13 protein-coding genes are annotated in these 12,458 nt (G+C 64.9%); 5 read left to right on the top strand and 8 right to left on the bottom strand.

From position 1 onward, the window contains the following. Positions 1 to 35: 35 nt before the first annotated feature. Positions 36 to 314: a HalOD1 output domain-containing protein gene (locus tag LDH66_RS05575; RefSeq protein WP_226480076.1), complete on the bottom strand. Its 279-nt coding sequence runs from the start codon at positions 312 to 314 to the stop codon at positions 36 to 38. Between the two features lie 323 nt (positions 315 to 637). Here LDH66_RS05575 and pth2 point away from each other — a divergent pair, with 323 nt between their 5' ends. After that, positions 638 to 976 carry a peptidyl-tRNA hydrolase Pth2 gene (gene pth2, locus LDH66_RS05570; protein WP_226480075.1) on the top strand — a complete coding sequence of 113 codons (339 nt, stop codon included), beginning with the start codon at positions 638 to 640 and terminating at the stop codon, positions 974 to 976. Positions 977 to 1,049: 73 nt separating this feature from the next. On the opposite strand, the gene LDH66_RS05565 is transcribed toward pth2, so the two are convergent. Further along, complete coding sequence (locus LDH66_RS05565; RefSeq protein WP_226480074.1) at positions 1,050 to 2,030, bottom strand: DMT family transporter; 981 nt, start codon at positions 2,028 to 2,030, stop codon at positions 1,050 to 1,052. Between the two features lie 237 nt (positions 2,031 to 2,267). Here LDH66_RS05565 and LDH66_RS05560 point away from each other — a divergent pair, with 237 nt between their 5' ends. Continuing rightward, a complete protein-coding gene (locus LDH66_RS05560) occupies positions 2,268 to 3,062 on the top strand; it encodes a helix-turn-helix transcriptional regulator (protein ID WP_226480073.1) in 795 nt (264 codons plus the stop codon). Positions 3,063 to 3,113: 51 nt separating this feature from the next. Here LDH66_RS05560 and LDH66_RS05555 read toward each other — a convergent pair whose 3' ends face one another. After that, on the bottom strand, positions 3,114 to 4,781 hold the full coding sequence (locus LDH66_RS05555) for a spermidine synthase (protein WP_226480072.1): 1,668 nt from the start codon (positions 4,779 to 4,781) through the stop codon (positions 3,114 to 3,116). Positions 4,782 to 4,989: 208 nt separating this feature from the next. Between LDH66_RS05555 and LDH66_RS05550 the strand changes: the two genes are divergently transcribed. Next, on the top strand, positions 4,990 to 5,400 hold the full coding sequence (locus LDH66_RS05550; protein WP_226480071.1) for an SRPBCC family protein: 411 nt from the start codon (positions 4,990 to 4,992) through the stop codon (positions 5,398 to 5,400). Between the two features lie 191 nt (positions 5,401 to 5,591). Further along, the gene (locus tag LDH66_RS05545; RefSeq protein ID WP_226480070.1) at positions 5,592 to 7,547 is read left to right on the top strand and encodes a hypothetical protein; all 1,956 of its coding nucleotides are present in this window, start codon (positions 5,592 to 5,594) and stop codon (positions 7,545 to 7,547) included. Positions 7,548 to 7,817: 270 nt separating this feature from the next. Here LDH66_RS05545 and LDH66_RS05540 read toward each other — a convergent pair whose 3' ends face one another. From LDH66_RS05540 to LDH66_RS05530, 3 genes are all read right to left on the bottom strand, one after another. Then, positions 7,818 to 9,017 carry a redox-regulated ATPase YchF gene (locus LDH66_RS05540; protein WP_226480069.1) on the bottom strand — a complete coding sequence of 400 codons (1,200 nt, stop codon included), beginning with the start codon at positions 9,015 to 9,017 and terminating at the stop codon, positions 7,818 to 7,820. 92 nt (positions 9,018 to 9,109) lie between these two features. Further along, positions 9,110 to 10,084, bottom strand: a complete 975-nt coding sequence (locus LDH66_RS05535; protein WP_226480068.1) for an ArsA family ATPase — start codon at positions 10,082 to 10,084, stop codon at positions 9,110 to 9,112. Continuing rightward, positions 10,084 to 10,380: a DUF7990 family protein gene (locus LDH66_RS05530; RefSeq protein ID WP_226480067.1), complete on the bottom strand. Its 297-nt coding sequence runs from the start codon at positions 10,378 to 10,380 to the stop codon at positions 10,084 to 10,086. Before LDH66_RS05530 ends, LDH66_RS05535 begins: the two co-directional genes overlap by 1 nt. A 74-nt stretch (positions 10,381 to 10,454) precedes the next feature. Between LDH66_RS05530 and LDH66_RS05525 the strand changes: the two genes are divergently transcribed. Next, the gene (locus tag LDH66_RS05525) at positions 10,455 to 11,702 is read left to right on the top strand and encodes a CobW family GTP-binding protein (protein WP_226480066.1); all 1,248 of its coding nucleotides are present in this window, start codon (positions 10,455 to 10,457) and stop codon (positions 11,700 to 11,702) included. A gap of 6 nt (positions 11,703 to 11,708) precedes the next feature. On the opposite strand, the gene LDH66_RS05520 is transcribed toward LDH66_RS05525, so the two are convergent. Together LDH66_RS05520 and LDH66_RS05515 are read right to left on the bottom strand one after the other, a co-directional pair. Then, positions 11,709 to 11,912 carry a hypothetical protein gene (locus tag LDH66_RS05520; RefSeq protein ID WP_226480065.1) on the bottom strand — a complete coding sequence of 68 codons (204 nt, stop codon included), beginning with the start codon at positions 11,910 to 11,912 and terminating at the stop codon, positions 11,709 to 11,711. Positions 11,913 to 12,021: 109 nt separating this feature from the next. Further along, a complete protein-coding gene (locus LDH66_RS05515; RefSeq protein ID WP_226480064.1) occupies positions 12,022 to 12,342 on the bottom strand; it encodes a hypothetical protein in 321 nt (106 codons plus the stop codon). Positions 12,343 to 12,458: the final 116 nt, after the last annotated feature.

Genomic DNA, 12,458 nt, shown 5'->3' with positions numbered 1-12,458 from the left:
TCACTCGCGGAAACCGGATGCGCCCTCGAATACCGTTACGTGTTGGAGTCGTCAACGGTCAACCATCCGTCGTCCCTGATCGTAACGTCGTGTCCGTCGATGGTCACGTCTACGGCCAGGGTCTCGCCCGCGTTCGTCCGTTGAACGAGCCGATTGAGGGCCTCGAGATCGACGTAATCGAAGAGCGGATCGAGTTCGGTCACGTGGACGTCTTCTACTGCGGCTATCGTCACTGCGAGCGCGTGAGACGGTGATTCGTATTCAGTGTAATCGACGCGGATATTCCCACCTCCATCGGTGTCGCGTGGACTCATGGTTTCGTTTCGAACGATCCGTAGCCGGCCGAACGGGGAGGACCGCTCTCGGCCCTCGTCTCGGTTTCGTTACTCCCTCCAGATGAATGTTACCGTCCCACATGCAAAAAAGGCACTTTCACCCGGATAGTAACACGAATACCGCACCCCTCTGGGGGACGGAGACGAATTTCGTCGCGAACGCTGACCCGGTGCTGACCCATCGACCGACCGGTTCGTCCGCTGAAATCGGACGGGATTCGCCGAGAGGCACGGGAACCGCCCGTTGACCGACGGTCGACGGGATAGGTACGGCTAAAGGTTTCCCCGTTCTCGTCTCGGTCATGAAACAGGCCATCGTCGCCCGCACGGACATCGGTATGGGGACCGGAAAGCTCGCCGCACAGGTCGCCCACGCGTCGCTGTCGGCCTACGAGAAGGCCGACAGCCAGCTACAGAGCCAGTGGAAGCAGGGCGGTCAGAAAAAGGTCGTGCTGAAGGGCGACAGCGAACGCCAACTCCACGAACTCGCCGAGATCGCCGACCGCGAGGGGATTCCCAACGCCGTCATCCGCGACGCCGGCCACACCCAACTCGAGCCCGGAACCGTCACCGCGCTGGCCGTCGGGCCGGCGGCGGACGACCGCGTCGACAGCGTGACCGGCGAACTCTCGCTCTTCTGATAGCTAGGAATCGATCGGCGGTGGGGACGGCGACTCGAGTAAGAGACCGAAACCGACGGAGAGAACGGACTCGCTAGTCCGAGCGGTAGCCGCGCGGTTCCTCCCTGACCGGCGAATCCTCGTCGGAGAGCGGCGCGTCGGACGGGACGCTCGGGAGCAGCGAGCGAACGTCGATCGATTTGCTGCCGAGCACCGCGAAGCCGGCGAAGATCGTCAGGAAACCGGCGACGGCCAGCGCGTCGATCGTCTCGTCGAGCAACGCCCAGCCGCCGAGCGTCGAGACGACGGGCACGACGTAGAAGATCAGGTTCGCGCTGATCGCGCCGGTCTCGTCGAGCAGGCCGAAGTAGGCGATGTACGCGACGGCACCCGCGAAGACGCTGACGTACGCCAGTGCTAGGACCGCTTCGGTCGTCCACGTGATCGCGGCCGCCGACTCGCCGCCCGACCAGGCCAGCAGGTGACACAGCGCCGCAGCGAAGGGTAGCCCCCAGGCGACCCGGACCGTACTCGAGAGGTCGCTGTCGGCCCGGCGGATCAACACTGCGCCGAGCGCGGCGGCGATCGCGCCGACGAACAGGATCCCCTTGCCGACGGCTCCGCCCAGCAGGTTCGCGGGATCGGGGCTGACGACGAGTCCGACGCCGACGAGTCCCAGCAGCAGTCCGGCAGCGCCCCGCGGGGAGAGGCGCTCGTCGGAGAGCAACACCGCGGCGAACACCGGCGTCATGATGGGATTGAGACTATAGATGATCGAGGCGACAGCGCTGGTGACGTACTGCTGGCCGACGAACAACAGCGCGTTCGTCAGGCCGATCGCGAGCACGCCGGTCGCGAGGATGCCCGCGACGTCGCCGCGAGTCCGGGGAATCAACTCCGCTCGCGAGGAGGTCAGGCCGACGTACGCCAGCATGAGGACGGCCGCGACGTCGAACCGGAGGGCGACGAACAGCAGCGGCGGGAAGTACGCGAGTCCGGCCTTCGCGGCGACGAACGTGCCGCCGAAGAACAGACTCGAGAGGGCGAAGAAAACGGCAGTGCGGCGGGACACCATTATGCCGTCACCCCCGTCGAAACCGTCTGCGTCGAACCGATATCGGTCGACGCGTGAATAGCGAAAATCATCGTACTCACACGTACGAGCTACGGGTTTATAGTTTCGTTCAGAAAATATTTCACGGGAAGATAGTGCGACGAGGCGAGAAAGAGCCGGCACACGCAATATACTTTCAGACCCTGCAACAGTTTCACGGTGCGAAACCTGTTTATCACCAGGGACACGAGAGTCAGTATGGAATCTGCGCTCGAGGAAATCGAGTTCCTCGCGCTCTCGTCGAACCGCGTCGAGGTGCTCAGGCTACTCGCGGAGGGCCGGCGCACGCGCACCGAGTTGGCGGACGAGACCGGTGCCTCGCAGGCGACCCTGGGACGGATTCTCGGGGACTTCGAGGATCGATCGTGGATCAGACACGACGGCAGCGAGTACGTCGCGACCGCCACCGGCCGACTGGTTGCGGAGGGATTCACCGACCTTCAGGAAATCCTCGAGACCGAGGACAGGCTCCGCGAGATCGTGGACTACCTGCCCACGCACGCGATGGACTTCGATCTCCGGCGGCTCGCGGACGCGACGATCACCGTTCCGAGCGCGACGCGACCCAACGCGCCCCTCGGACGGTTGCTCGGCTTCCTCCGGGAGGCCGACGAGGTCCGGGCGTTCTCCCACACGTTCAACGAACAGACGCTGCGGGTCGTTCGCGAGCGAGCCACCGCCGGCGACCAGCGGTTCAAGGGAGTCTTCGGCCGGAGCGCGATCGACGCGCTCGCCGACGAGTCCGAACTCCGAGAGCAACTCGAGGCGCTGCTCGCGGCCGAGGACGTCGAGATCAGGGTCCGCGAAGAGGGCGTCCCGATCGCGATAATGATCGTCGACGAGGTCGTCTACCTCCTCTTGCGCGACGAGAACGGGGTCCTGCGGGCCTCCGTCGATACCGACGACGACGCGGTGCGGGCGTGGGCCGAGGACTCGCTCGATCACTACTGGCGGACGGCGACGCCCCTCGAGTCCGAGACGCTGTCCGAGTAAGTATCGACCGCGCGGCTGGACGCCGCTCCCCGACTGACGCCGCTCGCGGCTCTACGCCGCTGCGGGCTCGAGCGGCCCCGGTTCGGCGGCGATAGACTCGAGTTCCGGCGCGGGCCGCGCGCGGTCGGGGAATTCCGACCCGATGACGATCGACGCGGGTTCCGGTTGCGTCTCCTCCTCGCCCGTCTGCTCGATGACGTACTCCTGACCGACCGTCGACGCCTGCAGATTGTCGACGGGCGCGTAATCTTCGGTCAGGGTCGGTACGTCGTCGGTGTTTGGCTCGTCGAGCGACGCGTTGATCTCGTCGCTCAGATCGATCCCCAGCTCGCGCTCGTCGTTTCGTTCGGCGAGTTCGGCCGCGGTGAAGTCGGTGTCTTCCTTCGTCGCGACGACCTCGATGTTCTGTACCGAGTCCCAGTTCGACGTGCGGTAGCTGTACGTCGACGCGAAGGCCTCGTCGATGGTCTTGTACTGCGCGCGATAGAAGTCCGAGCCGGCACCGCTGGGCGCGGAGATGACGTTCGCGAGGAAGACCCCGTCGTCGGTCAGCCGGTCCTCGGCCAGTTCCATGAATTCGAGTTGGGTCAGGTGAATCGGGACCTGATCCTTCTGGTAGGCGTCCAGCACGATCACGTCGTAGTTCTTGTCGGTCTCTCGGAGGAACCGCTTGCCGTCTTCCGTGTGGACGGTCAGGTTCTCGCTCTCCTCGAGGCCGAAGTACTCCTCGGCGGTCCGGGAGACCTCGGGATCGAGTTCGGCGACGTCGACGTCGACGTCGTACGTCCGCTCGTAGTCCTTCGGCCCGGTGTACCCGCCCCCGCCGATGAACAGGACGTTCTCGACCTCGGCAGGGTCGTCGACCATCAGCATGGGCATGTGGAAATAGCGCGTGTACTCGAAGACGTGTCGGTCGGGATCCTCGAGGTCCATCGCGCTGTGACGGGCCCCGTCTAGGTACAGCGTTCGAGTATCGCCGTCGTCGATGACCTCGAGTTCCTGGTAGGCCGTCTGCGTCTCGTAGACGACGTCGCCGCGGTGGTCGAACGCCACGGGACCGATGCCGGCCGCGACGACGAGCAACAGTGCGACGGCGATGCTCGCGACCGCCGGCTTCGGCGTGAGAGCGGGGAGCGTGAGCGCGAACGCGGTGCCGACGAGGATGAATCCGAACAGGAGGCCGATCGCGTCGATACCCAGCGCTGGGATGAGGAAGTACGTCGTCGCGCCCGCGCCGACGATGCTGCCGATCGTCCCCAGCGCGTAGACGTGGCCCGACGCCTCACCGGTCCCCTCTTTCTGCGAGAGTTCGGCCGAGTACGGACTGATAAATCCCAGCAGGTAGGTCGGCGGCCCGAAGAGGATGATCGCGGCCGGCAGCGAGGCGAATCGCGGCGGGAGCGGGAGCACCGATGCCGAGAGCAACAACTGATCGCGCGCGTAGATGATGATCGCGACGTAGCCAGCGGTTCCCAGTAGGAGCCAGATCAGTCGCCGGGTGGACGCGCTCTCCGCCTGTTTGCCGCCCTGCCAGTAGCCGAGGCTGAGGGCGGTGAGGGAGACGGTGATGATGCTCCCCCAGGTGTAGATGCTACTGCCGAACTGGGGTTCGATGATTCGGCCGGCGAGAATCTCCAGCCCCATGCTGATGATACCGGAGACGAACACCGCGACGTCGGGTTTGGTCGGCCGGTAGGCGGACGGCTGCCGCACACTCATTATCGGATCAGTAGTGAGCCGCCGACGAGAACCTGTCGCCTCACCACGGTCGTCGCCGCTACTCGCGTCGCCCCGCCGGTGACGCCTTCGGCCGCCGATGACGCGTGTCTGGAGAGAAAGCGGGCGCGTCCCGTGCGGAGTCGATACGATCGCGTTCGATTCCACCGGTACGACGGTTTTTATGGTGATTCGGTGGGACGGAACCGATATGCGCGAGGTATCGGTCTCTCGAGTCGTCGACGTCTCTTCGGCCGAGCTATCGGCATGGCTCGAGCCGGCGGCGATCGTCGAAGCCGAGGGAAGCTTTTCGGTCGAGACCGTCGACGACGAGGACGACGCGACGATCGTCGTCGCCAGCGGCCCCGGTATCCGGTTGCCGCTGCGATTCGAGGACCGCGAGGACGCGATCTACTACACGCAGGAGGGCGAACACGGCCCCTTCTCGGAGATGGAGACGTGGCTCGAGACCGAGTCCGTCGACGCCGAGCGAACCCGAGTGACGATCCGATCGGCGGTCGGACTCGCCGCCCCGCTGCCGTTTGGCGACCGGATCGCCGCCTGGAAGCGACGGGGAGAGCTCGAGGGTATCCTCGAGACGATCGAAACCGAACTCGCTTGAGGACGACGGGAAGCGGGGTTCGCGGCGACTGCGCCGTCGTCTGCGACTCGTTCTTCGCTCTCGGTCCCCCGCTCTCGAGCGACTGGACCGGGGGAAGTCGGTTCGACTGTCCGCTCCGATCGGCGGGAGTGGTTAACGAAACAGAATGTAATGAAAACCTACTTATATGGGTGGGAAGAAATACGACTCGTATGCCACAGTGTCCCCGCCGTACCCTCCTCGGCAGCATCGGCACGACGATGACCATTGCACTGGCAGGAAACGCCGTCAGTGCGACGGACACGGCTGCCCAGTCCGGTGACGACGCCGAGTCGGAATCCGTAGATAGCCTCCTCGAGTATCTCCCGGCCTCGGCTCACTCGGACTCGCTGATGGCGAGAGTGATCGACTTCGAGCGCCGACGAAAGGCAAACGAACCCTATCAGCCCCGCCCCACCACCGGACGGCTCCGGATCGACGCCGAGTCCATCTCGAAACAGGCTACCATCTATACGACTGGAGACGGATATTCCTCGCCGCTCACTGTCCTCACCGGTGATTTCGACCTCGAGAGCGAGGGCGAAACGCGCGAGACCGACGGCGGTGTCGAGTACGAACGCTACGAGACCGACGAGATGGTCGCCGCCGTCACCGATACGGTCGCCGTGCTCGCCGAAGATACCGAGACGATCGCTGATTCCCTCGCCGCGAATGCGGGCGAAGCCGAGCGGCTGCTGGACGCCGACCCCCTGCTCGAGGAGGCCTTCGACCTCTTCGAGGGAGAGCATGCCGGCTACAACGTCCAGATCGGTAACGACTATCAACCGCCGAACGCCAGCGACGAGGTTTCCGTCAAATACATCGCTCAAGCGCTAACCGTGCTCGATCCGGATACGATCGAGATGAACAACGCGATCGCCTTCGAGGACGCGTCCAACGTCACCGACGAACTGGTCGAATCGCTCAAGGGCGAACTGTCGTACATGGCGACGACGGGCGATCCCACGGTCGAGGTCGACGGCTCCCTCGTGACCGTCACCGTCGAGCGTGACCTCGCGGCCGAGCGAAAGGTCCGCGAACACGATAGTCCGGGACATCTCCGGCCCGAGCGAGACGTCGACCTCGACGACGACGTTCTCGAGATCGAGATCGGCCGCGGCGATCCGACCCCGATCGAGGACCTCACGCTCGAAGTCGGCGGCGAGGAGTACGACCGCGACATCTGGGCCGACGGTCACGGCACCCTCGAGGAAGGCGATACGATCGTCATCGACATGGACGACGTCGAGCCGAACCTGTCGATCCGGCTCCGTCACGACCACGAACTCGGCGGGAGCTCGAGCGGGACGACGATCCTCAGTCACTTCCAGTTCGAGTACGACTACGACGTCGACGCCGGGACGCTCACCGTCGAGTACGCGGACGAATTCCCGCTCGACGGCGAGCAGGTCTCCATCGTCGTCTACGACGAACGGCCGGCGTACCGACCCCGCGAGGACGGTCCCGAGCCGCGAACGACCGTCCAGCCGTGGTCCGGAACGATGAGTACGGGAGACGAGGCGACCGTTGAGGATATCCGCCCCGGTGACACCGTCCTCGTCTGCTGGGACGGAACGACTCACCAGGACAGTATCGGACACTTCCGCGCCCGACCGCCGGGTGCCGTTGACTTCGACTACGACTTCGAGAGCGAGACGCTCTCTGCGACGCTCCGATTCGAGGACGAGAGCGAACGCCCGGCCGACGAGTACGAACTGCTGATCGACGACGAGCCGGCCGACACGCAGTGGGCCGACGAGGCGGAGACCGTCTCTTCGGGGGCGACGATCGAGGTCGACGACGTCGAGGTCGGTGCGAACGTCACCGTCGTCTGGGGCGAGGACGACGTCCGCGTCGGCGGGACCCATCCGCGACCGCGGGTCCAACTCGAGTTCGACGAGGACGAGGGGACGATCGAACACGTCGGCGGCGATTCGGTTCCCGCGTCGGAACTCACGCTGCATGTCCGGGGAGCCGGAGAATCCACCGAGATCGATCTCGACGAGGAGATCGACGGCGAGTTCGCGGAGGGAGATACCGTCTCCGTCGACGCCGACGAGATCGGGTACGCGACGCTCCGGTACGGCGACGTCCGGTCGATCGGCTACGTTCATCCGTCACGGGACTAATGGAGACCTCGGTTTCGACCCCGATCGGCCGCCCGACTGCGCCGGACGATGACATGCCGTTCGGATCGATACCGAGCTGTCGACGTCTCGCAAACTGATGCTTCTCCGTATTTGTGCGCGACCCGACGGATCGCAGAGAGCGGATTCGGTGTTTCGTCGTCGAGAATCACGTGATATGCGACGATAGTACCGCTCCACGCGCTTCCTCAGTACAACTCGAGCGGCAACGAGCGGACGGTCCCGCGAGGGAACGACCGACCCGCCCGTCGATCAGTTCGTCGTAATTACTTCGATCACGTCTCGAGACTCGACTTCGTAGTCCTTGCCCAGTTGACGGTTCGTTCGGCAGTCGATTGCGTGGAGGAAGCCGTCGCCAATGTCGGAGTGGAGACTGTAGGCGAAGTCCTCCGCGGTCGAGTTCGGCGGAATCAGGTAACAGTCCGGCAGCACTTCGCCCCGCTCGTTCCCCAACCCGTTCGCACCGCCGGGGAACACCGGTGTGACGCCGAGCACGTCGAAGAGCGCCGTCTCGAGGGCCGCCTGAACGCCCGTCGCGCCGAACTCGTCGAGGAAGTCGCGAATCTGTTCTAAGCCCTGTTCCTGCTCGCCCGAGACGTCGTCTACGATTTCGAACTCAGCGTCGCCGGGCCGATAGTCGACGACACCGGCCTGGTCGGCCGACTTGAGGGCCTTCTCGGCGTGGGCGCTGCAGGGGACGATCGTCAGGTGATCGTAGTCGGGATCGCTGGTAATCTCCTCGTAGTTTTCCTGTGCCTCGGGCGTGTCCATCTTGTTCGCCGCGATGACCATCGGCTTGGTCTCTTTCCGGATCTCGCGGGCGAGCGCGAGCTGGTCGTCCTCGTCCCACGCGGCGGGATCGAAGCCGACGTCGACGCGTCGGATGAGTCGTTTGATCTCGTCCTCGGTCGTCTTGAACGCGCTCATCTGTTCGGCGAGCTCTTCCTCGATAGCGTCGTCCTCAGTAGTGTAGCCCGACTCGTATCGATTGATCCCCTTCTCTAAGACGCCCAGATACCACTGATCGAGCTCCTCCTCTAAGAACCCGATGTCGTCTCGCGGGTCGTGGCCCTCGGTGGGTTCGCCTTCGGCGTCCGTCTTCCCGGAGAAGTCGACGACGTGGACGAGCACGTCGGTCTCGTTGAGGTCGGAGAGGAACTGATTGCCCAGCCCGTTGCCCTCGTGTGCGCCGGGGATCAGCCCGGCGACGTCGACGAGTTTCGTCGGGACGAAGCGGGTCCCGTGGTCGCAGTAGCCGACGTTCGGCGTGCACTCCTCGTCGAACTCGGGTGCCGCACAGTCGACGCGAGCGTAGGCCTCGCCCACGCTGGGATCGATCGTCGTGAACGGGTAGGCCCCCTCGGGCACGTCGTTCATCGTCGCTGCGTTGAAGAAGGAGGACTTGCCGACGGAGGGTTTGCCGACGAGTCCGATTCGGTAACTCGTACTCATTATCCGTCGGTGGTGCGGCCCGCCTAAACGGGTTTCTGTCCGGCGGCGGAGTGGTATGAGTGGACGTAGCAAATCCGTGCCGCCGACTCGAGCTAGACGTGCGTCGGCGGCTCGGCGGTCGTTTCGATGTCGAGTTCGTCGGCGACATCCGCCAGGAGATCGCCCTTGACTTCCGAACTCCGCCAGCCGATTTCGGCGACCAGCGGCGGTTCGAACTCCGAGCGGATCGTCTCGAGACGTTCCGTCTCCGTCTCGACGCGCTCGCGGAGGTAGCGTGCGCCGCGGCCGTCCTCGTCGGGATCGGGCGACGGCGTGAGTTTGTTGGCGACGAGGCCCCGGACCGCGAGATCCTTCTCCTGAAGGTTGGCGATCGCACGCTCGGTCTCGTTCAACGAGAGTTCGTCAGGGTTCAGGACGAGGAAAAAGGCGGCGTCGTCGTGCAGCGCCGAGCCGGCGAACTCGAAGAACTCCTTTCGGCCCTGGAGTCGCGCGAGGACGGGATCGCCCTCCATGACGCGGCGCGGTTCGTTGTTCCCGACGGCGGCCTTTTCGAAGAGGTCGATGCTCGTCCGTCGCTTGTGCATCAGTCGGTCGATCCAGCCCTCAAGCAGGTCGGGGAGTCCGAGCAGTCGGAGCGTGCTGCCCGTCGGCGAGGTGTCGAAGACGACGCGATCGTACGGATCGGAGTTCCGCATCACGTCGACGAACCGGTCGAACAGGGCCGATTCGTAGGCGCCCGGCGTGCCGTGAGCCATCTCGAGTTGGCGGTTGATCTCGTTGACCATCGACGCCGACACCTGCTCGGAGAGGTCCTGTCGGATCTCATCGAGGTGACGCGTCACCTCGTCTTCGGGATCGATCTCCATCGCGTCGAGCCCGTCGACTCCCCCGACCGGCTGCGGGGAGTCGTCGAACTGCTGGTCGAACACGTCGGTGACGGAGTGTGCGGGGTCGGTCGAAACGACGAGGGTTCGCTCGCCGTCGCGCGCACAGCGGAGCGCGTACGCACACGAGACGGTCGTTTTGCCGACGCCGCCCTTGCCGCCGAAGAAGACGAACGGTTCCATCAGAAGTGATACTGCTGTCCTTTTCGTTCGAGGTACGTTCCGCGGTCCCACAGCCGTCGCTCCCACGATTCGAACTCGTCCTCGAGGTAGGGGAGCAGTTCCGCGGTGTAGTAGGAAACCGGCGACGGGATGCCGAAGGCGTCCGGGAAACACGCCAGAATGAACGCGTCCTCGGCGTCCTCGGCTTCCTTCTCGATCTTCTCGTACGACGGATGCGTGATCATTCCGTGATAGAGCCCCCGCAGCCACTCGTCGAGTGTTTCACGGAACGTTTCGATCCGATCGGCCAGGTCCATGCCCGTATCTGTGTACCGAACGGCAAAAACTCTCGTGGCTCGCTTTCAAGGCGCTCCGATCCCAGTATCCGGATATGAAGACGGACACGGACGGGGAGATCCCGGTGACCATCCTCTCGGGGAGTCTCGGTGCCGGCAAGACGACGCTGCTCAATCACCTGCTCTCGAGCGCCGGCGATCGGACGCTGGCGGTCCTCGTCAACGACATGGGCGAGGTCAACGTCGACGCCGAACTCGTCGCCGAGGGCTCGGAACTCGAGCTCGACGACGGCGTCGCGGAGCTCTCGAACGGCTGTATCTGCTGTGAACTCCAGGACGACCTCGAGACCGCCGTGGTCAGGCTGGCTCGCGATCGGTCGTTCGATCACCTCGTCGTCGAGTCGTCGGGGATTTCCGAGCCCGCTCCGGTCGCTCGGTTGTTCACCACCGAATCCCGTGTCGCCGCGCTCTACGACGTCGACACGCTCGTGACCGTCCTCGACACGCCCGCGTTCCTCGAGGCTTTCGCGGGCGAGGAGCGGCCGGAGCGCCGGGGAGACGAGGACGACCGGCCGCTCTCGGATCTGCTGGTCGAGCAGGTGGAAGTCTCGAACCTCGTCTTGCTCAACAAGGCGGATCTCTGTAGCGAGGCGGAACTCGCGGAGGCCGAGGAACTCGTCCGCGCGCTCCAGCCCGAGGCCGAGACGATCCCGACGGAGTTCTCGGGGGTCGATCCCGACCGGCTGCTCGGTGCCGGCCTGTTCGATCCCGGGCGCGTGAACGACCTTCCGGGCTGGAAGCGAGCGCTCGAGTCGGCCGACGACGATCACGACCACGACGAGAGCGGGCACGCTGATCACGACGGCCGGCGAGACGAGGACGACCACCGCGGCCACCACCACCCAGACGAGGTATACGGCGTCTCGTCGTTCGTCTATCGGTCCCGCAGGCCGTTCCATCCCGAGCGATTCGCCGCGTTCCTCCGGGAGCTTCCGCGATCGATCGTCCGCTCGAAGGGGACCGCCTGGCTCGCCGACAACGAGATGCGCGTCTCGATCGCCCAGGCCGGTCCGTCGGTCAGGGCCACCGCACAGGGGCCCTGGATCGCGAGCCTCCCGGAGGTCGAGCGCGACATGTATCGATCGAACCGACCCGACCTCGAGTGGCACGACGAACACGGCGATCGCCGGACGGAGCTCGTCTTCATCGGTACCGACTACGACGAGGGAAAACTCCGGGCGGCGCTCGAGGATGCGCTGGTCACCGACGCGGAGTGGGAGACGAAGTTCGACGGACCCTTCCCCGAAGCACAGGGCGACGAGGCCGTCGTTCGGGAGCCCTGATCCTGATCAGCACGCGCAGTCCCGGCCCGTCGAGCGCTCGAAGCGCATCTCCGCGCCGCAGTCCGGGCAGACCGGCTCCCCCTCGAGATCGACATCCCTGATTCGGACGGCGCAGTCGTCACACCAGTAGGCACCCTCGGAGCCGTCGTCGGGACGGCCTTTCGGCGAGGGCGACGCGAGCGCCGATTTCATCGATTCGATGAGACCCATATTCGACGGTTCACCGGGGACGACAATAGTATTATGCGGATGTGTGTCACTGTCTCATGACCGCTGGCGCGTGACGGGCGCGCAATCCCGTCCGTCGCGGGAGGGTCGACTAGCCGACGACGAGCGGAACCGCGAGCGCGACGAGGAGCGCCGCGAGAATCGGAATGAGCTGAAACAGTCGTTCGGCGCGAACTGCGGACGGCACGGCGCTGGTGTGTTCCGGCCGGAATGTCCATACTTGTCGATAGAACGCGGCGACGGCGGCGACGGTGAACGCCGCCGCGGAGAGCGCGATCGCGATCTCGAGTGGGAATCCCAGGGCCTGTCCGTACAGCGGTCCGAACGACAGGAGGATCATGAAGGCGAGCCCGACGACCACGAAAAACGGAACGGGATCGACGGACGCGCCGTGACGGTTTCGAAGTCGCATACGGGTCGTTGACCGTCGAGCGATAAAGAGCTATACCGTGCGCTGTCACGGTTCGGCCGCAGTTGCCGACTCCGGCGGTCGAGACGGTCGGTATTGACAGCGAACAGTATAAGTGA

Origin of the sequence: Natrinema amylolyticum (genome assembly GCF_020515625.1) — an archaeon.
GTDB classification, from domain to species: domain Archaea; phylum Halobacteriota; class Halobacteria; order Halobacteriales; family Natrialbaceae; genus Natrinema; species Natrinema amylolyticum.
This window is presented reverse-complemented; position numbering and strand designations above follow the sequence as displayed.

What these genes read in the sequence shown, in the direction of transcription:
- LDH66_RS05575 (WP_226480076.1), bottom strand. Translation starts at nt 314, where the DNA reads ATGAGTCCACGCGACACCGATGGAGGTGGGAATATCCGCGTCGATTAC.
- pth2 (WP_226480075.1), top strand. Translation starts at nt 638, where the DNA reads ATGAAACAGGCCATCGTCGCCCGCACGGACATCGGTATGGGGACCGGA.
- LDH66_RS05565 (WP_226480074.1), bottom strand. Translation starts at nt 2,030, where the DNA reads ATGGTGTCCCGCCGCACTGCCGTTTTCTTCGCCCTCTCGAGTCTGTTC.
- LDH66_RS05560 (WP_226480073.1), top strand. Translation starts at nt 2,268, where the DNA reads ATGGAATCTGCGCTCGAGGAAATCGAGTTCCTCGCGCTCTCGTCGAAC.
- LDH66_RS05555 (WP_226480072.1), bottom strand. Translation starts at nt 4,781, where the DNA reads ATGAGTGTGCGGCAGCCGTCCGCCTACCGGCCGACCAAACCCGACGTC.
- LDH66_RS05550 (WP_226480071.1), top strand. Translation starts at nt 4,990, where the DNA reads ATGCGCGAGGTATCGGTCTCTCGAGTCGTCGACGTCTCTTCGGCCGAG.
- LDH66_RS05545 (WP_226480070.1), top strand. Translation starts at nt 5,592, where the DNA reads ATGCCACAGTGTCCCCGCCGTACCCTCCTCGGCAGCATCGGCACGACG.
- LDH66_RS05540 (WP_226480069.1), bottom strand. Translation starts at nt 9,017, where the DNA reads ATGAGTACGAGTTACCGAATCGGACTCGTCGGCAAACCCTCCGTCGGC.
- LDH66_RS05535 (WP_226480068.1), bottom strand. Translation starts at nt 10,084, where the DNA reads ATGGAACCGTTCGTCTTCTTCGGCGGCAAGGGCGGCGTCGGCAAAACG.
- LDH66_RS05530 (WP_226480067.1), bottom strand. Translation starts at nt 10,380, where the DNA reads ATGGACCTGGCCGATCGGATCGAAACGTTCCGTGAAACACTCGACGAG.
- LDH66_RS05525 (WP_226480066.1), top strand. Translation starts at nt 10,455, where the DNA reads ATGAAGACGGACACGGACGGGGAGATCCCGGTGACCATCCTCTCGGGG.
- LDH66_RS05520 (WP_226480065.1), bottom strand. Translation starts at nt 11,912, where the DNA reads ATGGGTCTCATCGAATCGATGAAATCGGCGCTCGCGTCGCCCTCGCCG.
- LDH66_RS05515 (WP_226480064.1), bottom strand. Translation starts at nt 12,342, where the DNA reads ATGCGACTTCGAAACCGTCACGGCGCGTCCGTCGATCCCGTTCCGTTT.